21 protein-coding genes and 1 pseudogene are annotated in these 25977 nt (G+C 68.4%); 9 read left to right on the top strand and 13 right to left on the bottom strand.

The annotated features are described in order from the left end of the window. The first annotated feature begins 3 nt into the window (after positions 1-3). Positions 4-663 carry a YceH family protein gene (locus ABE522_RS02830; RefSeq protein WP_346590380.1) on the top strand — a complete coding sequence of 220 codons (660 nt, stop codon included), beginning with the start codon at positions 4-6 and terminating at the stop codon, positions 661-663. 50 nt (positions 664-713) lie between these two features. On the opposite strand, the gene ABE522_RS02825 is transcribed toward ABE522_RS02830, so the two are convergent. After that, entirely contained in the window at positions 714-1241 is a 528-nt protein-coding gene (locus ABE522_RS02825; RefSeq protein WP_346590379.1) for a GNAT family N-acetyltransferase, read from the bottom strand. Positions 1242-1288: 47 nt separating this feature from the next. After that, positions 1289-3265, bottom strand: a complete 1977-nt coding sequence (locus ABE522_RS02820; protein ID WP_346590378.1) for a UvrD-helicase domain-containing protein — start codon at positions 3263-3265, stop codon at positions 1289-1291. Positions 3266-3366: 101 nt separating this feature from the next. Here ABE522_RS02820 and ABE522_RS02815 point away from each other — a divergent pair, with 101 nt between their 5' ends. Next, complete coding sequence (locus ABE522_RS02815) at positions 3367-4089, top strand: SEL1-like repeat protein (RefSeq protein ID WP_346590377.1); 723 nt, start codon at positions 3367-3369, stop codon at positions 4087-4089. A 28-nt stretch (positions 4090-4117) separates the two neighbouring features. After that, on the top strand, positions 4118-4738 hold the full coding sequence (locus ABE522_RS02810; RefSeq protein WP_346590376.1) for a thymidine kinase: 621 nt from the start codon (positions 4118-4120) through the stop codon (positions 4736-4738). A gap of 126 nt (positions 4739-4864) precedes the next feature. Here ABE522_RS02810 and ABE522_RS02805 read toward each other — a convergent pair whose 3' ends face one another. The 5 genes from ABE522_RS02805 to ABE522_RS02785 all read right to left on the bottom strand — a co-directional run bounded on the left by ABE522_RS02805 (position 4865) and on the right by ABE522_RS02785 (position 10926). Beyond that, entirely contained in the window at positions 4865-6466 is a 1602-nt protein-coding gene (locus ABE522_RS02805; protein WP_346590375.1) for an OpgD/OpgG family glucan biosynthesis protein, read from the bottom strand. 49 nt (positions 6467-6515) lie between these two features. After that, on the bottom strand, positions 6516-8975 hold the full coding sequence (locus ABE522_RS02800; protein ID WP_346590374.1) for a serine/threonine-protein kinase: 2460 nt from the start codon (positions 8973-8975) through the stop codon (positions 6516-6518). Positions 8976-8990: 15 nt separating this feature from the next. Next, entirely contained in the window at positions 8991-9554 is a 564-nt protein-coding gene (locus tag ABE522_RS02795; protein ID WP_057507727.1) for an ECF-type sigma factor, read from the bottom strand. Between the two features lie 70 nt (positions 9555-9624). Beyond that, positions 9625-10437: a bifunctional DNA-formamidopyrimidine glycosylase/DNA-(apurinic or apyrimidinic site) lyase gene (gene mutM / locus ABE522_RS02790; protein WP_346590373.1), complete on the bottom strand. Its 813-nt coding sequence runs from the start codon at positions 10435-10437 to the stop codon at positions 9625-9627. Positions 10438-10560: 123 nt separating this feature from the next. Beyond that, positions 10561-10926 (bottom strand): EF-hand domain-containing protein, encoded by a 366-nt coding sequence (locus ABE522_RS02785; RefSeq protein ID WP_346590372.1) that lies wholly within the window; start codon positions 10924-10926, stop codon positions 10561-10563. Positions 10927-11109: 183 nt separating this feature from the next. Here ABE522_RS02785 and ABE522_RS02780 point away from each other — a divergent pair, with 183 nt between their 5' ends. Beyond that, positions 11110-11895 carry an ABC transporter ATP-binding protein gene (locus ABE522_RS02780; protein ID WP_406846292.1) on the top strand — a complete coding sequence of 262 codons (786 nt, stop codon included), beginning with the start codon at positions 11110-11112 and terminating at the stop codon, positions 11893-11895. Positions 11896-11961: 66 nt separating this feature from the next. Here the strand turns inward: ABE522_RS02780 and ABE522_RS02775 are convergent, their stop codons facing one another. Next, positions 11962-13170, bottom strand: a complete 1209-nt coding sequence (locus ABE522_RS02775; protein WP_346590371.1) for a DUF4785 domain-containing protein — start codon at positions 13168-13170, stop codon at positions 11962-11964. A gap of 11 nt (positions 13171-13181) precedes the next feature. Further along, positions 13182-14051 (bottom strand): annotated as a pseudogene (locus ABE522_RS02770) (lipase family protein). Positions 14052-14279: 228 nt separating this feature from the next. On the opposite strand from ABE522_RS02770, the gene ABE522_RS02765 reads away from it, so the two are divergent. Then, on the top strand, positions 14280-15119 hold the full coding sequence (locus ABE522_RS02765; protein ID WP_346590370.1) for an acid phosphatase: 840 nt from the start codon (positions 14280-14282) through the stop codon (positions 15117-15119). Positions 15120-15205: 86 nt separating this feature from the next. Here ABE522_RS02765 and ABE522_RS02760 read toward each other — a convergent pair whose 3' ends face one another. After that, a complete protein-coding gene (locus ABE522_RS02760) occupies positions 15206-17473 on the bottom strand; it encodes a TonB-dependent receptor (protein ID WP_346590369.1) in 2268 nt (755 codons plus the stop codon). 157 nt (positions 17474-17630) lie between these two features. Here ABE522_RS02760 and ABE522_RS02755 point away from each other — a divergent pair, with 157 nt between their 5' ends. Together ABE522_RS02755 and ABE522_RS02750 are read left to right on the top strand one after the other, a co-directional pair. Then, positions 17631-18656, top strand: coding sequence for a TIGR00266 family protein (locus ABE522_RS02755; protein ID WP_346590368.1), 1026 nt, complete (start codon positions 17631-17633; stop codon positions 18654-18656). Between the two features lie 330 nt (positions 18657-18986). Further along, positions 18987-19976 carry a patatin-like phospholipase family protein gene (locus tag ABE522_RS02750; protein WP_346590367.1) on the top strand — a complete coding sequence of 330 codons (990 nt, stop codon included), beginning with the start codon at positions 18987-18989 and terminating at the stop codon, positions 19974-19976. 264 nt (positions 19977-20240) lie between these two features. On the opposite strand, the gene ABE522_RS02745 is transcribed toward ABE522_RS02750, so the two are convergent. Together ABE522_RS02745 and ABE522_RS02740 are read right to left on the bottom strand one after the other, a co-directional pair. After that, positions 20241-22292, bottom strand: a complete 2052-nt coding sequence (locus ABE522_RS02745) for a hypothetical protein (protein ID WP_346590366.1) — start codon at positions 22290-22292, stop codon at positions 20241-20243. 65 nt (positions 22293-22357) lie between these two features. Beyond that, entirely contained in the window at positions 22358-22843 is a 486-nt protein-coding gene (locus tag ABE522_RS02740) for an Lrp/AsnC family transcriptional regulator (protein WP_346590365.1), read from the bottom strand. A 124-nt stretch (positions 22844-22967) separates the two neighbouring features. Here ABE522_RS02740 and phhA point away from each other — a divergent pair, with 124 nt between their 5' ends. Together phhA and ABE522_RS02730 are read left to right on the top strand one after the other, a co-directional pair. After that, positions 22968-23861 carry a phenylalanine 4-monooxygenase gene (gene phhA / locus ABE522_RS02735; RefSeq protein WP_346590364.1) on the top strand — a complete coding sequence of 298 codons (894 nt, stop codon included), beginning with the start codon at positions 22968-22970 and terminating at the stop codon, positions 23859-23861. Between the two features lie 150 nt (positions 23862-24011). Further along, a complete protein-coding gene (locus ABE522_RS02730) occupies positions 24012-24794 on the top strand; it encodes a DUF7946 domain-containing protein (protein WP_346590363.1) in 783 nt (260 codons plus the stop codon). Between the two features lie 63 nt (positions 24795-24857). Here the strand turns inward: ABE522_RS02730 and ABE522_RS02725 are convergent, their stop codons facing one another. After that, a complete protein-coding gene (locus ABE522_RS02725; protein ID WP_346590362.1) occupies positions 24858-25961 on the bottom strand; it encodes a GDSL-type esterase/lipase family protein in 1104 nt (367 codons plus the stop codon). Positions 25962-25977: the final 16 nt, after the last annotated feature.

Below are 25977 nucleotides of genomic sequence, written 5' to 3'. Positions count from 1 at the left end.
GCCATGACCGACACCCCCGACGCCCCTGCCCGCCCGCTGCTGGATGCCACCCAGGCACGCCTGCTGGGCTGCCTGGTGGAAAAAGAAGCCACCACGCCGGACACCTATCCGCTGACGGTCAATGCGGCACAATCGGCGGCCAACCAGAAGACCGCGCGCGATCCGTTGATGAACCTGGATGCCGGCAATGTCCAGCATGCGCTGCGGCAGCTGGAAAGCATGGGCCTGGCGCGCCAGCATTTTTCCTCGCGCGCGGACCGCTATGAACATCGCCTGCAGGCGGCGCTGGACCTGACCCGCCAGCAGACCGTGGTGCTGGCGCTGCTGCTGCTGCGGGGTCCGCAGACGTTGGCCGAGCTGATGACGCGCGCCGAGCGGTTGCACCGCTTCGGCAATGCCGACGAGGCACGCCACGCGATCGAACGCCTGCAGCAGCGCGAGCTGCTGGTGGTGCTGCCGCGCGCCAGTGGCCAGCGCGAGGACCGCTACATGCACCTGCTGTGCGGTGAAGTCGATGGCGCGGCGCTGGCGGCGGCTTTTGCTTCCTCGGGGGCGGCGTCGGCGGGTGCCGCCAGCCACGATCCGGCGCTGGCCGAGCGCGTGGCGCAGCTGGAAACCGCAGTCGCCGAGCTGCGCGCCGAGCTGGAAGCGCTGCGCGGTTGAGCCCGGGTTGCCGGCCAGCGGCGGCGGCCGGCCTTGGCGGTGGGCTGCCGTCAGCGGGCGACGTCGGCCGCGCCCGGCGTGGCGAACAGGGTCACCCATTCCTCGCTGCCGGGCAGCTGGATCGGGCCGCGCTGCTGCATCCCCAGCCGGCGCAGGATCGCGGCGGAGGCCAGGTTGTCCGGGCTGATGATGCCGTACAGGTCCTGCAGGCCCAGCGTGCCGCGCGCATGGGCGAACACCGCCTGCGCCGCCTCGCTGGCATACCCTTGACCGGCGTATTGCCCCAGAACCGCGTAGCCGACGTCCGGCCCCGGCAGGCCGTCGCGCCGCACCAGGCCCGCGTTGCCCAGCCAGGCCCCGTCGGAAAGGCGCTCGATCGCATACATGCCGAAGCCGTTCAGCGCGTAGCTGTGCAGCACGCGCAGTGCGATGTACTCGCGGGCCTGCGCTTCGCTGCGTACGTCGCGATCACCGATGAAGCGCAGGAAACCTGGATCGTTGAGCAGTGCCAGCATATGGCCGGCATCCCGCTCGGGCTCGATGGGCCGCAGGCGCAGCCGTTCGCTTTGGATCTGCACTGCCGTTTCCGTTGCCGTTGGGGTGGCCGATTGTGCGCACTGCGCGCTCAATCGAACAAGGCCTGGATCGCCGCCAGTCCGGCAGTGGCCCGTTCCTGCTTGCGCGCCGCATCGGCCACCGGATCGGCGCCGTCGCGCTGCAGTTCTTCGGCCGGCAGCTCGGCGAAGAAGCGGCTGGGCTTGAGCCGCACGTGCTCGCCGAACTTGCGCGTCAGCTTGCTGTGGCTCATCCACAGCTGGACCTTGGCCCGGGTGATGCCCACGTACAGCAGCCGCCGCTCTTCCTGCAGCGTGCCTTCGTCCAGGCTGACCTGGTGCGGCAGCACGCCGTCTTCGCAGCCGACGATGAAGACATAGGGGAACTCCAGGCCCTTGGAAGCATGCAGGGTCATCATGCGCACCTGGTTGCCGCCATCGTCCTTGTCGTTGCGCGACAACAGCGCCAGCTGGCCGGCCAGGTCGGCGGCGGTGGCACCGCGCGGGCCGCCTTCGAACCACTGCGCCAGCTCTTCGATGTTGCTGGCGCGGCGCTGGTAACTGGCTTCTTCCTTGGCCTGCTGGCGCAGTTCGCTGAGCAGCCCTGATTCCTTGGCCACCTTGCGGATCATGTCGCCGGAAGAGATCTCGCGGGTCTGTGCGCGCAGGTCACGCAGGATGTCGGTGAAGCGCGACAGGCTGTTGGCCGCACGCGGGGGGAGCTGCTGCAGCGCGCCCAGCGCCTCGGCCGCCTGCGCCATCGGCATGTTCTTTTCCGATGCCAGCTCCGCCAGCTTGGCCAACGTGCCTGCACCCACGTCGCGCTTGGGCGCCTGCACCGCGCGCATGAAGGCGGTGTCGTCGTCCGGATTCACCAGCAGGCGCAGCCAGGCCAGGGTGTCTTTGACTTCCTGGCGCTCCAGGAACACCGTGCCACCGGACAGGTGGTACGGCACGCGCGCCAGCTGCATCGCCTTTTCCAGCGGGCGTGACTGGAAGTTGCCGCGGAACAAGATGCAGAAATCACTCCACGGTACCTGCCGCGCCTGGGCGATGAAGGCGATCTCCGCCGCCACTTTTTCCGCCTCGTGCTCGCTGTTGCGGCACTCCCACACCCGGATGCGTTCGCCGTCGGCCTGGTCGCTCCACAGCTTCTTCAGGTGTTCGTGCGGATTGTTGGCGATCAACGCATTGGCCGCGCGCAGCACCCGGTTGGAACAGCGGTAGTTCTGTTCCAGCTTGATGATCTGCAGCGCGGGGTAATCGCGCGCCATCTGCTGCAGGTTTTCCGGATTGGCACCGCGCCAGGCGTAGATGGACTGGTCATCGTCACCCACGCAGGTGAAGTTGCCCTTGTCCCCGGCCAGCTGCTTGAGCAGGCGGTACTGGGCGTCGTTGGTGTCCTGGCACTCATCCACCAGCAGGTAGCCGATGCGTTCGCGCCAGGCGATGGCGATCTCCGGATTCTCCTCCAGCACCTGCACCGGCAGGCGGATCAGGTCGTCGAAGTCCACGGCATTGAAGGCCGTGAGCCGCAGCTGGTAGCGCTCGTAGACGCCGGCCGCTTCCTTCTCGCGGTTGCTGCGCGCCTCGCGCATCGCCTGCTCCGGTGACAGGCCGGCATTCTTGGCGCGCGAAATGAGGTTCTTCACGTCCTCGATGTCATCCGGCTTGGCGCCATGCATCAGGTCCTTGACCTGGGCGTTGCTGTCGTCGGCATCGAAGATCGAGAAGCCGCGCTTGAGGCCGACCGCCGCGTGTTCGATCTGCAGGAACTTCAAGCCCAGCGCATGGAAGGTGCAGATGGTGACGTCTTCGGCATCCTGATCGCGCAGGCGCCGGGCCACGCGCTCGCGCATTTCCTTGGCTGATTTGTTGGTGAAGGTGATCGCGGCGATGCGCCGGGCCGGATAGCGGCCGCAGCCGATCAGGTGGGCGATTTTCTCCACGATCACGCGCGTTTTGCCGCTGCCGGCACCCGCCAGCACCAGCAAGGGACCTTCGATGTGCAGCACTGCTGCGCTTTGGGGGGGATTGAGTCCGTGCATGTAGTGCCGATTGTAGCGGGGGCACCCTGACCTCCGGCAGGTTGCGCTGGCGCGGGCTGCTGCGATAGTGATCGCAGACCACGATTCACAGGAAGTGACCGATGAAACTGAATAGATTTACCGCGCTCGCCGTCCTTGCCGCCGCCGTGCTGTCACCGGCGCCTTACGCGCACGCGCAGCTGGCCGCCGAGGACGCCCCGCTGTCCATGCAGGAACACGCCGTGGTCAGTTCACCTGCGTACCTCAAGGCGCACCCGGACCTGCGTTTCCGGCAACTGGGGCTGGCCGCGGTCGAGCGCGACAAGCCCGAGGACGCCCGGCGCTACTTCCGCCTGGGCGCACAGCATGCCGACAAGCTGTCGCAGGCGCTGATGGCCGAGCTGCTGTGGAATGGGAAGGGTGGCCCGGTTGATCGCGCACTGGGCTACGCCTGGATGGACCTGGCGGCCGAACGCGGCACCGAATGGCTGGTGGTGCGTCGCGAACAGTACTGGGCCGCCCTGGACGAAGCCGAGCGCAAGCGCGCGGTCAGTGAAGGCCAGACGCTGTACGCCGAGTACGGCGACCCGGTGGCCAAGCCGCGTCAGGAACGCGAAATGCGCCGCAACATGGGCGAGATGACCGGCAGCCGCACCGGCGCGCTGGGATCGACGGTCATGCAGGTCCGCTTCAACGGCCAGATGGTGCGGGTGGTACCGGAGATCTATTACGCGCCGCGTCTGTGGCAGCCCGAAGCCTACTGGAAATGGCAGGGCCAGCAGCTGGCCGCTGGCAACACCAGCAGCGTCGGGGTGGGTGCCCTGCAGCCGGTGCGCGGCGACTGAGCAGGGCCACAGCCGCTAGAATCTGCCGATGGCCAAGCTCTATTTCTACTATTCGGCGATGAATGCCGGCAAGACCACCACCCTGCTGCAGAGCGCGCACAACTATCGCGAGCGCGGCATGCGGGTGGCGATCCTCACGCCACGGCTGGACAGCCGGGCCGGCAGTGGCGTGGTGGCCTCGCGCATCGGGTTGAAGGCCGATGGCATGGCCTTCGAGCGCGACAGCGACCTGCAGCACGTGGTCGAAGCGGATATCGCCGCGCATGGGCCGCTGGGCTGCGTGCTGGTGGACGAAGCGCAGTTCCTCAGCCGGGCACAGGTCTGGCAACTGAGCGAAGTGGTCGACCAGCTGCGCATCCCGGTGCTCTGCTATGGCCTGCGCACCGACTTCCGCGGCGAGCTGTTCGAAGGCAGCCAGTACCTGCTGGCCTGGGCCGACGAGATGCAGGAGATCAAGACCATCTGCCACAGCGGCAAGAAGGCGACCATGACCGTGCGCGTGGATGAGCACGGCCATGCCGTGCAGGACGGCCCGCAGGTCGAAATCGGCGGCAACGAACGCTATGTGTCGGTCAGCCGCGCCGAGTTCAAGAAAATCACCCGCGGCGAAGGCCGGATAGACCCGCTGCAGGCCGCCCTGCCGCTGTAAACGGGTAGCGCCGGGAGCGCCGAGCCATGCTCGGCGAGCGCGAAGCGCGGCGTGCCTCGGCGGTCAGGATGCCGGAAGGATTCCGCCGAGCATGGCTCGGCGCTACCGCTCCCGCGTTTACACGGCTCAGTACAGCGTGCGCTCGGGCGCCCCGGCCGGCGGCGGGCTGTACTGGTACAACCAGGTTTCGGTCAGCGTCTTGCCACCGCTGCGCAGGAACAGGCGGATGTCGATCTGCGCGGTGCTGTCATCGCCCGGCACCAGGTCGAACATGGCCCGGTAGCCGTTGATCTCACGCAACGGACGGGCCGAAACGATCTCCAGCTTGCCACGGCTGGCCTGCACCACGGCCTCCACCTCACCCTTGTCGATCAGGCTGGCCAGCTCGCCGCCGGCGAAGTCCACCGCGAAACGCCAAGAGAAATAGTTGCGCTTCTTGCCGATGATGCCGCCCAGGCCGGTGCGGGTGGCCACGGTGTGCGCCAGCGGCGAACGTGCCGGCGGCTCGGCGCCCCAGTACAGGCGATAGCCGACCAGCAGTTCCTGCCCGGCCTGCGGCTTGTCCTTCGGGTTCCAGAACGCGACGATGTTGTCGAAGGTCTCGTCCACGGTGGGAATCTCCACCAGCTGCACCGAGCCCTCGCCCCAGTCGCCCTTGGGTTCCACCCACAGGCACGGGCGCTTCTCGTAGAACACGCCGTCGTCCTGGTAATGGTCGAATTCGCGGTCGCGCTGCAGCAGGCCGAAGCCACGCGGATTGCGGTCGACGAACATGTTGAAGCGCAATTCGCGCGGGTTCACCAGCGGGCGCCAGATCCATTCTCCGCCACCGGTCCACATCGCCAGGCCGTCGGTATCGTGGATCTCCGGACGCCAGTCCCAGGCCATGCGGCGATCGTTCTCGCCGACCTGGAACATGCTGGTGCACGGGGCGATGCCGAGCCGCTCGATGGCTTTGCGCGGATACAGCGCGCTGTCGATGTCCATCAACAGCACATCGCCATTGGTGATGGCGAAGCGGTAGGCGCCAGCCACGCTGGGCGAGTCCAGCAACGCATAGACCACGATGGTGTCCGAGTCGTTGTCCGGGCGTTCGAGGTAGTAGGCGATGAAGTCGGGGAACTCTTCCGGGCCGCCGGTCCCGGTGTCGATCGCCAGGCCACGCGCCGACTGCCCATACTGGCCTTCCTTGCCGACCGCGCGGAAGTAGCTGGCACCGAGGAACGCAGCGAAATCGCGATCGGTATCCTTGCGCGTGTTGAGCCGGAAGCCGGCAAAACCGAGATCGGCCGGCAGCTGGCCGTCCTTGATCCCGCTCTTCCCATAATCGAAGGCGGCACCGTCGTAGGCCAGTTCCTGCGCCTTGCCGTCGACCACGTCGAACATCCGCACCGGCGAATGGAAGTACAGCCCCAGGTGGAAGAACTTGGCCTGGAACCGGCCCGGTTCATTACCCCACAGCGCATGGTCCTGGCGGTAGCGGATCGACTGGTATGCATCCCAGCTCAGCGCTTCCACCGGGCCTGGCAGGGTCCGTTTGTGGGTCTTGTAGGGCGCAGCGGCCAGCGCGCGCGCCTGGCCCTTCAGGCTGGCGAAATCGAACGGCACCGGCTGTCCCAGGCGGCGCAGGCCGACCTGTCGGCTTGCCGCGGCGCCCACGTTCAATGCAGGCAGGCCGAAGGCAGCCAAGGCCAGGGAAGCGTTGCGGATAAAATCGCGTCGTTGCATTCGAAGGCAGCCGGGGCATGGAGGGTCGGCCATTATTCCAACAGATTCGTTAATTGTTGGCAGTGGCCGGCGACATCTGTTCAGCTGGCTGCGGCAGGCGGGCCAGGCGCAGGTCCAGCTGGCGCACCGCCGAAGACGGAATGCCGCGCTGGGCGATCAACAACTGGCGTGCCTCGTGCCACGCAGCGGCGGCCCGCGCGGGGCTACCCGCCGCGCGCTCGGCCTCGCCCAGGTCGAGCAGGCCCTGCGGCAGCAGGGCCACATGGTCAGGCTGGCGCCAGATCCGTACCGCATTGCGGTAGTGGCCGAGCATGCCCTCGGCATCTCCATCGGCCCGGGCGACGTCGCCCAATGCCTGCTCGGCCAGGCCGACTTCACGGTGCTCCGGCCCGAGCGCGAAGGCCAGCTTGTCGCGTACTCCGGCGAGCACCGGCCCGGCCCAGGCCCGACGCCCCTGCTGCAGCGCAAGCAGTGCGCGGGCACGCTGCACCACCAGGGTTTCCGGATGGTCGGGGCCGAATGCCTGGACCGCCGACTGCCATGCCTGGTCCAGTGCGGCGGCGGCGTCCGTGGGCTGCCCGCTGCGCGCGAGCATCTGCCCCAGCTGGCGGCGCATCCCGATGGCTTCCGGGGTCCCCGGTGCCGCGCGCTGCAGCAGCGCCAGCGCCTGCTGGTAGCCCTCCCGTGCCCGCGCGTCCTGGCCGGCGTCGGCATCCAGCCCGGCCAGCCCCGCCAGCGCACCGGCGATGCCGCGCGGATTGCCCTCCCCGCGCTGGTACAGCGCCAGGGCGCGAATGAATGCAGCGCGCGCGGCACGGGCGTGGCCAAGCTGGGTCTGGCAGCGTCCCAGTTCGCTGGCATAGCCGGCCACGGCGGTCGGCAGCAGCGCCTGCTGCTGGTCAGCGACGGAGGACAGGGACTGCAGGTGGGCAACGCACTCGCGATCACGACCGAGCATGCGCAACGCGCGCGCGCGCTGGGTCACCGCTTCCAGCTGCAGCGCCCCGGGCACGTCCCGTTGTGCCTGCAGCAGCGTGCGCTGTTGATCCAGGATGCGCAGGGCCGTCTGGTAGTCGCCCAGCCCGATGTGCAGGCGTCCGATGACCCCTTCCATTTCGGCCAGCGCCAGCGGCTGCCCGGCCAGCTCTGCGTGCGCACGCTGTTGTCCGGTTTCCAGCAGCTGGCGCACGTCGAAATGTCCGTGGCGGACACTCGCCGCGCGATCGAACAGGCCGATGTTGAAGTCCTGCATGGCCTGCGCGCGTGCGGTCTCCTGGCGGGCCTGGCGCGCCTGCCAGACCGCCGTCGTGGAGGCCGTCAGCAGTACTGCCAGGGCAACGCTTGCGCCTGCCACGCCCCAGCCGTGGCGCCGCAGGTACTTCCTGAGCCGATAGCCGGCACCGGGCGGATGGGCGCGCAGCGGCCGCCCATCCAGGAAACGGCGCAGGTCTTCGGCCAGTGCATCGACCGACCCGTAGCGCTGCTGCGGTTCCTTGGCCATCGCCGTTTCCAGCAGCAGGTCGAGGTCACCGCGCACCTGCCGGGCCAGGCGGCGCGCGGCAGGCGGCACCGCGATGCCGGCTTCGCCCTGCAGCAGACGCCGCGATGCGGGAAGCGGCTGGACATCCAGCAGGCAGCGCTCCCAGTCACTGTCGGTGTGTCGGCGCAGTCGATAGGGCTTGTGGCCGGTGACTACTTCGTAGATCACCACGCCCAGCGAGTACACATCGGTGCGGGTGCTCAGCGGATCGCCCCTCACCTGCTCCGGCGCCGCGTAGTGCAGGGTGAACGCGCGCGGCTCGCCGGCCGCGGCCACCGCGGCGACGCCTTGCGGGTCCAGCAGCTGGGCAATGCCGAAATCCAGCAGCTTGACCCCGCCCTCGGCCACCAGGATGTTGGACGGCTTCAGGTCGCGGTGCACCACCAGGTTGGCATGCGCGTGGGCTACCACCGAACACACCTGCAGCATCAGCCGCAACCGCTCGTCCAGCGGCAGCATCCCGCGCTGGCAGTAGTCGGTTATCGGTTCGCCCTGCACGTAGTCCAGCACGAAATAGGGATGCCCCTGCGGGTCGATGCCCGCGTTGTGCAGCTGGGCAAGGTGAGGGTGCTGCAACCGGGCCAGGATCTGCCGCTCGCGCGCAAAGCGTGCATGCAGGCCGGGTTCGGCCAGACCGCTGCGCAGCAGCTTCAACGCCACCGTGCGCTCGTACATGCCGTCGCAGCGCTCGGCCAGCCAGACTTCCCCCATCCCGCCTTCGCCGAGCAGCCGCAGCAGGCGGTACGGACCGATGCGGGTACCTTCGCGTGATGACGCAGGGGCGGAAAACACCGGCTGGGCCATGAACTGCTCGCTGTCGCGCGCATGGGCCAGCATTTTCTCCAGCGCCGCGGCCAGCGCCGGGTCGCGTGCTGCCACCTGCCGCAGCCGCGCGACGCGGCCGTCTTCATCCAGTTCCAGCAACTGGTCCAGCCATGAGGACAGTTCACGCCAGCGCAGGGCATCCATGGCCGGTGCTCGCGCTCAGTCCCCGCTTACTTCGGTCAGCAGGAACAGGCGCGCCTTCTGCCAGTCGCGTCGGATGCTGCGCTCGGAACGCTGGCTGAGTTCGGCGATCTGCTGTTCGGTCAGGCCGGCGAAGTAGCGCAGTTCGACCACCCGTGCCAGGTGCGGATCCAGCGCCTGCAGGCGCTCCAGGGCCACGTCCAGCGCCAGCAGGTCCTCGTCCATGCGGATGCCGCTGCTGCTGTTTTCCGGAATGTCCACCCGCTTGAGGTCACCGCCGCGCTTGCGTGCCAGCCGGTTGCGCGCATAGTCCACCACCACGCTGCGCATCGCCGACGCCGCGTAGGCGAAGAAATGCGCACGGTCCTCGAAGCGCGCGCCCCCGCGGCTGCCGAGCAGTTTCAGGTACGACTCGTGCACCAGCGAGGTGGCATCCAGGGTACGGCCCTGCTGCCCAGCCAGCTGCCGCCGCGCCATCCCGTGCAGCTCCTGGTAGAGCACGGTGAGCACGCGGTCCAGCGCGGCGCGATCGCCGCCGCGCGCAGAGTCCAGCCACACGGTGATGTCGGATCCTTCGTCCATCGCAGCGCCTGCTCCCACGGGAGTCGTGGCGCGACTATAGTCCTGTCCGGCACGCTTGGCGAAAAAGCCCTCAGCGCTGGCAGGAACCGCACCAGACGCTGGCGCGCTGCCCGATGGTGGCGTGCTTCAAGGGCCGTCCGCAGGACCGGCAGGGCTGGCCATCGCGCCCGTAAACCCACAGCTCCTGTTCGAAGTAGCCGGGCGCCCCGTCGGGACTGATGAAGTCGCGCAGGGTGGTGCCACCGCGGGTGATCGCATGCTGCAGGATCTGCTTGACCGCCTCCGCCAACCGCACATAACGCTCGCGCGATACCTTGCCGGCCTCGCGCAGCGGGCTGATGCCGGCCCGGAACAGGCTTTCGGCCGCGTAGATGTTGCCCACCCCCACCACCACCGCCTGGTCCATCAGGAAGGTCTTGATCGGCGCCTTGCGGCCACGGCTGCGCTGGAACAGGTAGTCGCCATCGAAGGCATCGTCCAGTGGCTCCGGGCCCAGCCCCTGCAGCAGCGGATGGACCTGGCCCGGGGGCTGCCACAACAGGCTGCCGAAGCGGCGCGGGTCGTTGAAGCGCAGCAGGCGGCCGTTGTCCAGGCTGATGTCCACGTGGTCATGCGCGCGCAGCGGGGTGTCGCCTGGCAGCACGCGCAGGCTGCCGGACATCCCCAGGTGCAGCAGCGCACTACCGGCTTCGGTATCCAGCAGCAGGTATTTGGCACGCCGGCGCACCTCCACGATGCGCTGCCCCGGCAACAGGGCGGCCACTTCGTCGGGGATCGGCCAGCGCAGCTCCCTGCGGCGCAGGATCACCCCATGGATGGCACGTTCCAGCAGATGCGGCGCCAGTCCACGCCGGGTGGTTTCAACTTCGGGCAACTCAGGCATGCGCAGATTCTACGCCCGGCGGCTGTTGCTGACGGCGTCGGACGGAACCCGCCGACCTTGGGTCGGCGCTACCGCGTTTCGAAGGCCCCCGGCCCGCTCCCGTTGCAGCGCCATGCGCCAGACTCACCGCGGCGGCGCCGCCAGCTCGCGCGCATCCAGGAACCCATCCCGGTTCGCATCCTGCTTGTGGAACCGCTGCACCAGCGTCTGCCGCTGCTGCTCGCGGGTGATCGGACGCCCCTTGCCGCCCGGCAGCTCGCTGGCGTCCAGCACGCCATCACCATCGGCATCCATCTGCTCGAACGCGTACATCATCCACTGCACGTACTCGGCCTCGCTGACCCGGCCATCGCCATCGGCATCCATGCGCTGCAGGTACGTGCCGGTGTCGGCCACCTGCGCCTGCACGCCGCCCGCAGCGGGCAGCAGCAAGGCGATCAGCAGGGTGACCCCGGGTCCGCGCGGCAGGGTAAGGGTGACGTCGGTCATGGCGGCCTCCAGGCCGGGGTCCGGCGCGGGGTTGCCGCGGTGCAGACATGATGGCCCCTGGCTTGGCAAACTGCATCCCTGCGCCGCCACGGCCGCGCTCCTTCCAGCCGGGAACCTGCGTTGTCCAGCCTGAATCCAGCCGCCGTCGTACCGCCCGCAGCCGATGCCGGCCCCCTCCCGCCGCTGATTGAACTGGATCGCGCCAGCGTGATGCGCGGCCAGGTAAAGGTGCTGCATGGCCTCAGCTTGCGCATCGCGCAGGGCCAGCACACCGCGCTGCTCGGACCCAACGGCTGCGGCAAATCCACCTTCATCAAACTCATCACCCGCGAGCTGTATCCGCTGGCACATGCCGACGGCCACGTGCCGGTGAAGGTGCTGGGCCAGAACCGCTGGCAGGTCGACCGGCTGCGCTCGCAGCTGGGCATCGTCACCGGCGATCTCAGCAACAACCTTGCCGGCATGCCCGGGCTTACCGTGGAACAGGCGGTGTTGACCGGGTTCTTCGCCAGCTGCGTGCTGCCTGCGTTCCGCGAGATCAGCCAGGACATGCGCGAGCGCGCGCGCCACACCCTGGCGATGACCGGCGCGCTGGCGCTGCACGGGCGTCCCTATGCGGAGCTGTCGGCGGGGGAAACCCGCCGCGTGCTGATCGCCCGCGCGCTGGTCAACCGCCCGCACGCGCTGCTGCTGGACGAGCCGTCCACCGGCCTGGACCTGGTGGCCCGGCAGCAACTGATCGCCACCCTGCAGTCACTGGCGCGCCAGGGCATCACGCTGGTGCTGGTCACCCACCACGTGGAGGAAATCATTCCCGAGATCGAACGGGTGGTGCTGCTGCGCGATGGACGCGTGCTGGCTGACGGCACCCGTGCCGAACTGCTGTGCGATGCGCCCTTGTCGGCCGCGTTCGGGGGCCCGATCTCCGTGGTGGAGCAGGACGGACGGCTGACCGCGTACGCGGGATAGTGCCGCACGGCCGTCGCAACGGGCACCACGCGGGCGGGCCAGCTGCCCCGGCCCACCGCTCCCGGGTCAGAACCGCAGTGCGGCCGCGCGCGACTCGATCGGCGCCATCCGGCTCTGGTCCTGCAGTTGCAGGTCGCGCAGTTCATACGGCGGGCCAAATCCCGCCGGCAACGCGGCCTGGTCGAACGGCAGTACCAGCGTCCCCTGCCCGGGCCCGTCGAACCAGGCGGCGGCATGGGCCTGCGCCACCGGTTTCAACTGGCCATCGGCCGCGCTGGCGTACAGGGTGCCGCGCGCTTCGTAACGCCCGGCGGCCGCCACCTGCAGCGCCAGGCCGACCCGTCGGCTGGCGGAATCCGGCGTGGCGGTGCTGCTGAAACGCGCCGTCGGCAGCGCCACGGCGAAGGCGACCTTGCCATCGCGCAGCATGCCGTCGGCCTGTGCGAACACCTGCAGCTCCCACAGACCCTGCGTGTTGCCCACGTCGGCGGGGATGCGCACCTGCGCGCGCAGGCTGCCATCGCGGCCATGCAGCAGGCGCTGCGGCCAACTGCGGCCGTCGGGCGCCACCAGCAGCGCTGCACCGCCCAGATCGCGGCGGCGACGGCGCAGCTGCGCCGCACTGGCCCCGTCTTCCAACAGGCGTGCCTGCAGCTGCACGCTGCCGCCGGCCAGCACCTGGGCCTGGCTGGCCTGGACTTCCAGCCGCAGCGGGCTGTTCGGCTCCAGCACCTGCACCACGTAGCGGCCCCGTGCCTGGCGACTCTGCAGGCGGTAGACCCCGGCCATGCTGGTTGCGCCGGTGCGCAGCATGCGCGTGCCATCGCTTGCCGGCATGCCGGCATCCTGCAATGCACGTGCATCAATGCTGCGGGCCCCGCTGCTTCGCCCGGCCGGATCACGCAGCTGCAATGACCCCGCCGACAGCGCGCGGGCGCCCGGCGCCGGGCTGAGCTGGATCACCGCGTCCGGTGCGGTCAATGGCAACGCCAGGCCACGCTGCAGCTCGGCTGCATCGACCTGCTGCCAGTAGCTGCGGCTGATGGCCGCATGGGGCGCAGGCGCCTGCAGGGGCTGCGCCGGGTCCAGCGCCCAGGCGAAGGCCAGCGCTGCCCGCTCGCTTTCATCGTCGGCGGGCAACGGCGCGGCGACCAGGGTGGACGGTACCTGGTCGCCCGCCACGGCGGCGCGCAGTGGATGTGCGGCCCCTGCGGGCGCGGTGGACAGGATCGCCAGTATGCCAACGGCCAGGAGGGTGGAATGCATCGTCGTCATGAGGGGCTCCGTCACTGGCTCAGGTCATTGCGCAGGATCGTGTCCAGACCGAAGCACGCGCGGCGGCTCTGGTTGTGGCTGAGCGGCTCGGCGCCGTGGGTGCGCGCCGTGTCGGTGAACCACACGGTGCCGGCCGCCTCCTGGCTGCTGCAGTCGAGGAAACCGTCCGAACACGACGACAACCAGTTCCGGGTTAACTCCAGGCCGAGGTTGGCGGCATAACCACCGCAGTAACTGTCCGCGTCCGTAGGCGCCGAGTCGACATCGCTGCCGACCACCGCCGGTCACCCGGGCAGTGCCGGGCGACCGGCGGTGCCATACAGGTTCTGCGCGTTGTAGGTGGCCATGTGGCCGACCTGCTGCTGGCGCACCGCATCGTTCCTGAACCCCAGCAGCCAGCCCAGCGAGGTTTCGAAGGTGTTGCCGTTGATCACTGCGTCGGCCAACGGCGTGCCGGCCGAAGACGGTGCCAGCGCGGTGACCTTCTGCAGCGTCTGGATGATCTTCGGATAGCGGCGGTCGTAGGTCGGGTTGGACAGGATCCAGCGCATGAGGTTGCCGCCGTGGGAGTGGGTGATGACCACCAGCCGGGTGATGCCACGGCTGTCGATGAAGCCGGTCAGCTGGTCGGCGAGGCAGCCGGCGGCTTTCGGCTTCCACATGTAGCGGGTGAAATCGCAGTTGATGACCACATGGCTGCGCTTGTCCGGCAGCCCCTGGCGGACGCTGTCGATGATGCCCGGCTGCCAGTAGTCCCGGGTTGCATTGGTCTGCGCGCCGGTGCCATGCACGAAGGCTACGCCGAGGCGATCAGCCGCCTGCGCGGGCGGCAAGCCCACCAGCAGGGCCAGTACGGTGCTGGGTAATGCGATGCGGTGCATTGCGTGTCTCCCTGTCAGCGGCCCCCGGTCGTCGATGGGCTGATGCTCGGCGCGATCACGCGTGAAAATCCGTGCGCTGGCCCGGGACTCAAGGCATTTCCGATATTCGACAGGGGTGTTGTCCCATGCAGAGGGGCCGTGCCGGTTCTGGCCGTATGCGCGATGGGCGCTGCGCAGGGCAGGCGGGACTGCGATCATTGCCGGCGAGCCCCTGCCCCGAGCCTGCCCATGTCCGTGATCGCCCACCTTGGCTGCGCCCTGCCCGGCCTTGCCCTCGCCCTGTCCCTGGCGGGGTGCACGGCAACCGCGAGCAGGCCGACCGCCGTTGAAGCGACCATCACCACCAAGGCGGTCGGCTACCTGGACGCGGCATCGGTGCCGGCCAGCCTGGCGCTGGTGCCTGCACCGCCGGCGGCCGGCTCGGCCGGCTTGGCGCTGGACGAACAGGTCAGCCGCGAGGCACGGGCACTGCGCGGCACGCCGCGCTTCACCCAGGCCACGCACGATGCCGAACTGGGCTTCCCGGAAGGGGCCAACCAGTTCTCCTGCGCCATCGGCCTGGACGTGGACGCGCAACGCACGCCGGCGCTGTACCGCCTGCTGGAACGCAGCCGCATCGATGCCAGTGCCGCCACCCGCGCGGCCAAGAAACACCACCAGCGCCCGCGTCCGTTCATGGTCAACGGCGAACCCACCTGCACCCCGCAGGACGAAGCCGACCTGCGCGGCAACGGCTCCTATCCCTCCGGCCACAGCTCGATCGGCTGGGCGTGGGCGCTGCTGCTGTCGGAAATCGTGCCCGACCGCGCCGATGCCATCATCGCGCGCGGACGCAACTACGGTGAAAGCCGCCTGGTGTGCAACGTGCACTGGCAGAGCGACATCCTGGAAGGCCGTTTCATGGGCGCCGCTGCCGTGGCACGGTTGCAGGACAATCCGGCTTTCCAGCGCGACCTGCTCGCTGCGCGTAGGGAAATCGAAGCCGCGCGCAGGTCCGGGCAGCATTCCAGCCGCGACTGCGCGGCCGAGGAAGCGGTGCTGAAGGTGCGCCCGGCCAGCGCGCTTTGAAAGGTAAAACGGCGCGGAAGAATCCGCGCCGTGGATGACCATCAGCCGGGCGGCGACCGTGGGCCGCCACCCGGAAGGGCGGTCGGTCAGAACTTCGCGGTGAACTCCACGCCGAAGGTACGCGGCTCGTTGAGGAAGCCGGTCAGGTTGTTGAAGTCGATCGCACCGACCACCCGCACCTGGTCGGTCAGGTTGCGACCGAACACGGCCACGTCGTACTGGCCGTAATCCCAGTTGTAGCCCAGGCGCAGGCCGCCTTCCAGCGAGCTGCGGCTGCGGAACTCCTGCGATTCGTACAGGAAGAAATTGACTTCGCTCTTGTACGCCCAGTCGGTGTAGACGTAGAACTCGCTGGCATCGGTGACCGGGAAGCCGGCACGCAGGGTCAGGTTGTGGATCCACTTCGGCGCCTGCGGCAGCGAATTGCCGTTGACCAGCGCGTAGGTGCCACCGTTGATCACCGTGGTCGGATCGGTGATGGTGCAGCCACCGCCGCAGATCGCCACCGCCAGGCTGGGGTCCTTGATCTCGGTGTCGTTGTAGCTGCTGCCCAGGGTCAGCAGCACGTTGTCGGTCAGGTAGGATTCGAAGTCGAGTTCGAAGCCCTGGCCGATGGTCTTGTCGGCGTTGAGCAGGGTGGCGGTGTTGTTGGTGCCGCCCACGGCGATCAGCTGCTGCCCGTCCACGTCATAGCGGAACACGCTGAAGCCCAGGCGCGCACGGCGGTCGAACAGGTCGGCCTTGATGCCGGCCTCGTACGAAATGACCTTTTCCGAATCGGCCTGGGTGACCCCACCAAAGGCCAGCCGGCCCTGGATGGACGGTGCCCGGAAGCCCTTGGCCACGCGCGCGTAGGCGTTGACGTTGTCGGTCAGCGCGTAGACACCGCTCAGGTCCCAGCTGACGTCGTCGACATCGCTGTTGGCCACGTACGGACCGCTGACCGGGGTACCGCCGGCGACCGCCTGCAGCACGCTGGCGGTGAAGTCCTTCTTGTCCTGGGTGTAGCGCACGCCGGCACGCAGCTTGAAGCGCTCGGTGATGTCGAAGTCACCGGACGCGAACGCGGCCCATGCCTTGTTGCGCTGCTGCTGCACGGCATGGCCGCTCTGCGGATTGCCCGGGGTCAGCGAGTCGTAGTTGAAGCTGTCGATGGTGACGTCTTCATCGAAGTAGAACACGCCGGCCTGCCAGTCGAAGCGGCCCCATTCGTTGGATTCGACGCGGAATTCCTGCGTCCACTGGCGGTGGCTCGGCAGGCCATCGGCCGACTCGGACGGGAACGGAATGAAGCCCGGGCCGTAGTTGCCGGCGCCCAGGAACGCCGCGCCGTAGCCACCGTCGATGTCGCCGTGGTTGAGCGATTCGGCGGTTTCGTAGCCGGTGATCGAGTGCAGGGTGACCCGGCCAAGATCCCACTTCAGGCGCGCGCTGCCGCCCCAGGTTTCCAGGTCGGAGAAGTTCTGCCCGTCGGTGGACACTTCATCACGATCGAAGTTTTCCACCAGCTTGTTGCTGCCCGGCTGGATGATGTTGGCGCGGAACAGGCGCGCGGTGCCGTTGAGCTTGCGCTTGTGCAGGTTGAACAGGCCTTCGAAACCGTCGCCTTCGTACAGGAACTGCACGCGTGCGGCGCCTTCGTCATAGCCTTCGAATCCCTGCGCCGGTGCGTCGCTGCGGGTGTTGGTGACCCAGTCGTCGCGGCGCTGGTAAAGGGCCGATACGCGGGCCGACCAGCGGCTGGTCAGCGGGCCGCCGTAGGCGCCCTGCACGTTCCAGGTGTCATAGCTGCCGTAGGCGACCCTGACGTAACCGTCAGCGTCCTGCGACGGACGCGCCGAATCGAACTTGACCACGCCGGCCGGGGTGTTGCGGCCGAACAGCGTGCCCTGCGGCCCGCGCAGCACTTCCACGCCGGCCAGGTCGAACAGCGGGAAGCCCTTCAGCAGCGGGCTTTCCTGCACCACGTCGTCGTATACCAGCGACACCGGCTGGGACGCGTTGAGGTCGAAGTCGGTGTTGCCCAGGCCGCGGATGTAGAAGCGCGGGAAGGCACGGCCGTAGGATGATTCGATGTTCAGGCTGGGCACGCGGCCGGCCAGGAAGCGGATGTCGTCACCGGCCGAACCGAGGACATCGAGCTTCTCCCCCTGGATCGCGGTGATCGCCACCGGCACATCCTTGGCGTTCTCGACGCGGCGCTGGGCGGTCACGGTGAGCGCGTCGAGCGCGACCGGATCCTTGCTGGCCGGAGCTTGCTGGGCAACTGCGGACAGCGGCAGCAGGGCGGAGAGAGCGAGAACGAGCGGACGCACGACCGGTCGGCGGTCGTGGACGGAACGGTTCGGGGACATGGCGGTAGGCTGTGTTGGGAGGGGTGGTGGGACGGCGCTACCAGATAATTGTTGCAATACAACACGCTGGCCGCAAATGCCCCGCGTTCATGGCCGTCGCCGGGGCGCTGGCCGGCCCGCTAGACTCGTCGTTTCCGCACACCTTGGAATCGCAGCGATGAACCAGTGGTACTTCCATGTCCCCGGCCAGGCCGACCGCGTTGGCCCCTTCGATGAGCAGGCCGCACGCCGCTTCGCCCAGGCCAATCCGCGCGCGCTGGCCTGGTGCCAGGGCATGAGCGGCTGGATGGCCATCGGCGAAGTCCCGGAGCTGCGCAGCGAGGCCTCCGGGATGTCCAGCGCGCCGCCGCCGGTACCGGGCCACGGCGCGCGTGGCCAGCGCGCGGACGACATCGATTTCCGCATCGTCGGCCATGAAATGCAGTTCGTGGAGATCGAACTGGACCCGGGCGAGAGCGCGATCGCCGAAGCCGGCGCGCTGATGTTCAAGGATTCGGCGGTGCAGATGGATACCGTGTTCGGCGACGGCTCGCACAGCGGCCAGGGCGGCGGCTTCATGGACAAGCTGATGTCGGCCGGCAAGCGCGTGCTGACCGGCGAAAGCCTGTTCGCCACGCTGTACACGCACACCGGCCACGGCAAGGCCAAGGTCGCCTTTGCCGCGCCTTATCCCGGCACGGTGCTGCCGATGAAGCTGGACGAGCATGGCGGGCGGCTGATCTGCCAGAAGGACAGCTTCCTGGCCGGCGCGCGCGGGGTGCAGATCGGCGTGCAGTTCCAGCGCAAGATCATGACCGGCCTGTTCGGTGGCGAAGGCTTCATCATGCAGAAGCTGGAAGGCGACGGTTGGGTGTTCATCCATGCCGGCGGCTGCGTGGTCGAACGCGAGCTGGCGGCCGGTGAGCGGCTGGATGTGGATACCGGCTGCGTGGTGGCCTACCACGCCAGCGTGGACATGGACGTACGCCGGGTTGCGGGCATCAAGAGCATGGTGTTCGGTGGCGAAGGCGTGTTCCTGGCCACCCTGACCGGCCCCGGCAAGGTCTGGCTGCAGTCGCTGCCGTTCTCGCGCCTGGCCGGCCGGATGTGGATGGCCGCGCCGCAGGGCGGCGGCCAGAACCGCGGCGAAGGCTCGGTGCTGGGCGGCCTGGGCCGGATGCTGGACGGTGACAACCGCTTCTGAGGCGAGCGACGCCCGCCTCCGCCCCTCTGCCCGGGTGACGACCGTTGGTCGTCACGCTGTTGCTCTCTTGCCGCTGCGCTCGCCGAGCGTGGCTCGGCGCTACCGGGCACCTGCGACCCTCGGTAGTGACGGCCGCTGGCCGTCCTGCTGTGGCCCCTGCTCCGGTGGGTGACCACCGCTGGTCGTCACGCTGTTGCTCTCTTGCCGCTGCGCTCGCCGAGCGTGGCTCGGCGCTACCGGGCACCTGCGGTCGTCACCCACCACGATTGACGGCCAGCGGCCGTCACTACCGGCTATGCTGGCGCCCTTTCCTGCTGCGTCTCCTTGCCGATGAGCCTGTCCCGCACCCGTGTGATGCTGTCCGTTGCCCTGCTCGGCCTGCTGGCCGGTTGTGGTGGCGAGAATGCCCGCCCCACTCCGCCACCCGCGCCCACCGTGGTGCAGCCCGCCAAGCCGGTGAAGATCGGCATCGCGCTCGGCGGCGGCGCGGCCAAGGGCTTCGCGCATATCGGCGTGATCAAGATGCTGGAAGCCAACGGCTTTGAACCGGTGGTGGTGTCCGGCACCAGTGCCGGCAGCGTGGTCGGTGCGCTGTACGCCAGCGGCATGGATGCTTTCGAGATGCAGACCAAGGCGGTGGCACTGGACGAAGCCAGCATCCGTGACGTGCGCCTGTTCTCCGGTGGACTGGTGCAGGGCCAGAAGCTGCAGGACTACGTCAATCAACAGGTCGGCAACAAGCCGGGCGAGCGCCTGCGCAAGCCGTTCGCGGCGGTCGCCACCAACCTGGAAACCGGCGAGCGCGCGGTGTTCGTGCGCGGCAACGTCGGCCAGGCGGTGCGTGCGTCCAGCAGCATTCCGGGCGTGTTCGAACCGGTGAAGATCGGCCAGAACAATTATGTCGATGGCGGCGTGGTCAGCCCGGTGCCGGTGGACGCGGCGCGCCAGTTGGGTGCCGATTTCGTCATCGCCGTGGATATCTCCAGCAAGGCCAGCGGTCGTACGCCGACCGGCATGCTGGGCATCGTCAACCAGTCCATCGCGATCATGGGCCAGCGCCTGGGCGAACAGGAACTGGCGCGCGCGGACATCATCATCCGACCGCGCGTGCTGGATATCGGCGCGTCCGATTTCAGCCAGCGCGGCAAGGCCATCCTGGAAGGCGAGAAGGCGGCGATGGCCGCCATGCCGCAGATCCGCGCGAAGATCGAGCAGATCCAGCGCGCGCGGGCCGCCGCCCTGCTGCCGCCGCCGCCCAAGCCGAAGTGCGATGAGCCCTCGCGCGTTGGCCGGCTGATGGGCCGCAAGGCCGACTGCTGATCCTCGGCAGTGACGGCCGCTGGCCGTCCTGCTGGTGCGCTCTTGCCGCTGCGCTCGCCGAGCATGGCTCGGCGCTACCAGGCACCCGCGATCCTCGGTAGTGACGGCCGCTGGCCGTCCTGCTGTTGCGCTCTTGCCGCTGCGCTCGCCGAGCGTGGCTCGGCGCTACCGGGCACCCGCGACCCTCGGTAGTGACGGCCGCTGGCCGTCCGGCTGTTGCGCTCTTGCCGCTGCGCTCGCCGAGCGTGGCTCGGCGCTACCGCTTCAGCGTTTCACGTGGCCGGCGGCGCGGCGCTTTTCCATTCGCCGGGTTTCCAGGCTTTCCGCATGGCGCTGCGCGCTCAGCTGCAGCTGTTCCATCGCATCGCCCGGCAGCCACAGCTGCTGGCTGCCACGGGTCAGTGCCAGGTAGGCCGCGCGCACCGGGCTGTGCGCCTGGCGCGTCTCGTAGCCGGTGATGAAGCAGCACGCCGACATCGCCACCCGGTCGAACTGCAGGTTCTTGGCATGCTGGGCCAGGCACAGCGTGATGCCTGCGTCCTGCGCGGGCACCAGCGCCGCCAGCAGCTGCTCCAGCGCGGTTGAATCGAATCCACCGGAAAACAGCGCCGGGATGTCGTCCTGCCCGCGCTGCTCGCAGGCTTCCACGAAGGCCTCCCAGCGCCGGCTCGACTCGCCCCGGCCGACGCTTCGCCAGGCATCGATCGGCGCCTGCGCTTCTTTCTGCAGCAGGCGCAGCGAAGCCGGATGCACATGCACGCGCGCACCCTGCGCGAGCAGCTGGTGGGCTTCCTGCAGCAGCCGCCACAGGCTGCCGTACAGGCGTGCCCCGGACTGCGGCACCTGCGACCACGTGGCATAACGGCGCACACCGGTGGCGCGGTCGCTGGCGCCCATGAAGCGTTCGCTGGACGCACCGATGTCATCCAGCGCCAGTGACTGGTTGACCAAGCCATCCACCTGGCTGCCCTGGCGCACCGATTGGCTCATTTCCAGCACCTTGGAGCTCGACCAGCGCGATGCGCGCCCGACCAGCCGCTGGTGCGGATCGCCCAGGCTGACCACGCCGGGCGCATGCCGGGCCAGCACCTGCTTCCAGGCCGGACTCAGTTCATGCGCCTCATCCACCAGCAGCATGCCCAGCCCGACCGGCGGCGCCACGCCCTGCAGCTCCAGCCATTTGCCGAGGTGGCCGGTATTGAGGCTGAGGCAACCGCCCTTCTGCACACCGGCATCGAACATGCAGCGCCAGACGTGCTCGGCAGCGGCCACATAGGGCGCCGCGTCGAGCATCGCCCATGGCAGCGAACGGTCGAAGTGCGCCGCCTGCAGCGTCGGCGATGCCGACGCGCACCACCGGTTGATACCCTCCAGGGCCGTCATCAGCACCTGCTCGGGTACGCGCTGGCCGATGCCCTGCAGGCCGATCCGGCGGGCGATCTCCCAGGCTGGGATCGTGCTCAGCCGGTAGGTCGGCACGAAGCCGTTGCCGCGGCCGCTGCGTGCGGCCTGCTGCACCATCAGGTTGGCCAGTTCGATCTGGGTCAGCAGGCGCGTCGCGGAATCGGCCGGCAGCCGCGGGCGGAAGGCTTCGACCTGGCCGCGCGAGGGCGCGATGTAGGTATAGCGGCCCGGCCGGGCGTCCATCAACGCCAGCACCAGATGGCTTTTCCCAGTACCGGCGTAGGCGTCCAGGTCGATCAGTTCATCCGGGTTGGCGGCGATGGCGCGCAGCACGCGCGCCTGTTCGCTGGTGAACAGCCCGTTGCGCTCGATGGCCCCGGTGGCACGCGGCGCCTCCTCGTCCGGATCGGATTCGGGATCGACTGCTTCGCCCTCGTCGTCGGGCGCGGCGGTGGCCGGGTAACGGATCGTGTGCTCGGCCAGGGTGACCTGGCAGGCGGCCTGAAAGTCCGCGCCGGGATAGGCGTCGGGCGAAGCGGCGACGAAGCGCTCCACGGCTTCGTCCGGTGCCAGCAGCACGCCGTGCATGGCCAGCTCGGCCAGCCACGCATCCAGCGCCGGCTGCCCTTCACCGCCCGTTCCGGACAGCTGGGCGGCGACCGCGCTGCCGTCGTCAGCGGCAAACAGCGCGCATGCATCGTGCAGCAGGCGCTCCAGCTGCGCCCTGGGATGGGCGTGCAGGCGGCACAACTGCGCGGCGAGCAGGCCGGCCTGTTCCAGCGGCGTCGCCGGCGGCGTGCCGCGGCCCAGATACTGCGCCAGGGTCCGTCGCCGCAGCGGCAGGAAATGGGTGGTGTCGGCGAAAGGCGAGGTGTCGTACATGGCGATGATCGAAAGAGGTGCTGCAGCCAACGCCCCTGTTCGACGCTACCGCTGGCGACGATGCTCGGCTACCGCATGGCTGCCGTCAAACCGGTTCACCCACCCAGCTGCGACAAGGGCAGCGCGCGGAAGGGTTTCACCGTGCGCAGCACGAAGCTGGAGTTGACGTCGGCCACGCCGGAGGCATTGAGCAGCTTGTCCAGCAGGAAGCGGGAGAAGTGCTCCAGGTCGCGCACGTAGATCTGCAGCAGGTAGTCCATGTCGCCGGTGAGCGCATGGCAGGCCACCACTTCGTCCCATTCCACCACGCTGTCCGCGAAACGTGCGATGGCGGCCTGGTCATGCTTTTCCAGCTGCACGCGCACGAAGGCCTGCAGCCCCAGGCCGATGTGCTTCGGCTCCAGCCGCGCCCCATAGCCGGCGATCACGCCCTCGCCTTCCAGCCGCTGCAGGCGGCGCAGGCAGGCCGAGGGAGACAGGTTGACCCGCGTCGCCAGTTCGGCGTTGGTGGCGCGGCCATCACGCTGGATCTCGGCCAGGAGGCGTAGATCCGTGCGGTCGAACTGGACTTCACCTGCCATTGCTGCCTCGCAACACGGGATGGACGCAACGATATTGCGTCAGGACGCGATCAACGCGCAACTTTGCAACCCTGTTGCGCGATCCCTGCCCTAGCATCGACAGACACCCGCAAGGAACCTTCCCATGGACCAGACCACTCCCCGCCGCGTCGAGCACCAGCAGACCGACAAGGGCTATGTGCCGGTCTATGCCACCGCCGTGGTGGAACAGCCGTGGGACAGCTACAGCGCCGACGACCACGCGACCTGGAGCACGCTGTTCAAGCGCCAGCGCGACCTGCTCAACGGTCGCGCCTGCCAGGAATTCCTGGATGCGCAGGACGCCATGGGCATGAGCGCGGACATGATCCCGCGCTTCGACCAGCTCAACGAGGCCCTCGCGGCGGCCACCGGCTGGACCCTGGTCGGCGTGGAAGGGCTGCTGCCGGAGCTGGATTTCTTCGATCATCTGGCCAACCGGCGTTTCCCGGTCACCTGGTGGATCCGGCGGCCCGACCAGATCGACTACATCGCCGAACCGGACATGTTCCATGACCTGTTCGGTCATGTGCCGCTGCTGATGAACCCGGTGTTCGCCGACTACATGGAAGCCTATGGGCGCGGCGGCGTGAAGGCCCATGCGTTGGGCCCGGATGCATTGCAGAACCTGACCCGGCTGTACTGGTACACGGTTGAGTTCGGCCTGATCAACACCGCCGACGGGCTGCGCATCTATGGCGCCGGCATCGTGTCGTCCAAGGGCGAGTCGCTGTACTCGCTGGAGTCGCCGTCACCGAACCGGATCGGCTTCGACCTGGGACGCATCATGCGCACGCGTTACCGCATCGATACGTTCCAGAAAACCTACTTCGTCATCGACAGTTTCGAGCAGTTGATGCAGGCCACCGCGCCGGACTTCACCCCGATCTACGCCAGCCTGGCGGACCGGCCGCAGCTGCCGGCTGGCGAGGTGCAGGCGGACGACCGCGTGTTCCAGCGCGGCACCGGCGCAGGCTGGGCAGACGGCGGCGACGTCTGAGGCGTGGCGTGCGTGGCTCGGTGGGTGGCGACTGTTGGTCGCCACAGCACCGCCGATATGCGCGATTTCTGAAAGCAACGCCCTGATGTCATCTATCTAATCGTCCGGCACTCATTTGCGTCGTTTATGGCGCTGTTTCCAGGGAGCCGGATGACAACGCTGAGAATCAGATTTCAATTCGAGCACGGATCGGCTGATGGCCATGTGCTGGATGCCTACGATGCCGCGCGGGCACTGACCGGCATCGCGCGCTCGCTGAACATCACGCTGCATGCGTTGCTCAACGACGAAGTAAGGACGCAGGGCGATACCGCCAGCGGGGTCGAGGTGTTTCTTGCGCCGCCCAGGCGTGGCAGCTTCGTGTACGAGCTGGTGATGAGCTTCAGTGAGCTGGTCGCCACCGGCGTCGCCTACGATTTCATCAAGTACGCCTTCAACGAGGCGATCGGCAACGACGCCGACGAAGCACACACTGCGGCGCTGCAGAAGCGCATCGAGCCGACCATGGGTGCGCTGCCTGCCGCACTGGAAACCGCCCTGCTGGAAGCGCATCGCCCGATCGCGCAGGCGCCGGAGATGACGCTGACGGTGATGCGTCCCCGCGGCCAGGTGCTGGCACGCTTTGACAACCAGACCATCCGCCAGCTGCAGCCCACCGTCGAGCACCTGGATGCGCCGGTGCTCGGGCACGTAACCCGCTACAACACCATCAGTGAGTGGGGCAAGCTTTACAGCCACGATGAGCGTCGCGTGGTGTCGTTCCAGATTGTCGACGAACTGGACATGGCGCAGCGCTCGCTGATCACCTGGTCGCTGCATCAGAACAACCTGGGCCAGGAAGGGGCAATCGCCCTGCATGCCCGCGCGTTGATGTCACCGGGCTCGCATCGCGTCAAGCGCTATCTGGTGACCCACGTCGCGCGGCCAGCCTGAAGCTCGAGCCTCCGCTGCGCCCGCCGACCATGGGTCGGCGCTACCGGTCATCGGTCGGTGGTGTCAGCGCGGGTAGGCCAGCAGCACCACCAGGTCTTCTTCGCCACGTTGCTGCAAGGCGTGGCGACTCCCGGTGCGGGTCAGCAGCGCATGTCCGGCGCGCACATCAAACTGCTTTCCATCCAGCACGTACGAGCCTTCGCCGCTGACGATGTAATAGATCTCGTCCTTGTGCTGCGGATGCAGGCCGATGCCGGCGCCTTTGTGCAGCACGCGCTTGCGCAGCACGAAGGGCAGCCCCTCGGCGTCGGCGAAGAACGGATACGCCGTGGTCGGGCCCGCACCGCCATGCGGACCGGCCTGCGGGCGCGCGAGGTCGTCCTCATGCACGACCTGCGACGGTCGCTGCGGGTCGCTGCCCTGCCCCGCGCCGCCGCTCACGTCACAGTCGATGTCACGCACCAGCGCAGGCTTCGCTGCCGGCTGCAGTTCCACCCAGTCACGCAGCACCAGGCATGCCACCGCGTTCGCACCTGCAGTGCTGAAATGGGTGCCATCGGCCTTCTGCTGTTCCGGCACGAACAGGAAATAAGGTTTGGCGCCCTGCTCGCCCAGCGCACGGATCCAGCGCGTGGAACGGTCGTTGAGGTCGATCAGCGCGATATCCTCGCGCGCGGCCAGCTGTTTCATCGCCAGGGTGTACACGCCATGCGTATCCAGCAGCGAACCGAAGTCATACAGCAGGCGTGCCACCGGCGTGATAAGTACCGGCGTGGCGCCCTTGTCGCGTGCCAGCTGCACGTAGCGCATCAGGAACGCGGCATAGTCGCCGGCCGGGTCGGTATAGCGCGAGGGGTCTTCGAACTTCGCATCGTTGTGGCCGAACTGGATCAGCAGCACATCGCCCTGGCGGAGATCGCCGGCGATGGCGTCCAGCCGTCCTTCGGCGATGAAACTGCGCGTGCTGCGGCCGCCCTTGGCATGGTTGCGCACCTCGATGCGCGCCGGATCCAGATAGCTCTGCAGCATCTGCCCCCAGCCCGCCTGCGGCGCCCGCTCCGGCCCATACTCGGCCGCGGTGGAATCGCCTGCAATGAACACCCGCTGCGGCGCAGCGTGTGCGGTGGCAGCGAACGACAGCAACAACAACAGCGTCAGGCGCAGCATCGGCAGGGCCTCTGGT

The organism is Stenotrophomonas lacuserhaii, assembly GCF_039674585.1.
Classification (GTDB): Bacteria; Pseudomonadota; Gammaproteobacteria; order Xanthomonadales; family Xanthomonadaceae; genus Stenotrophomonas; species Stenotrophomonas pennii_A.
This window is presented reverse-complemented; position numbering and strand designations above follow the sequence as displayed.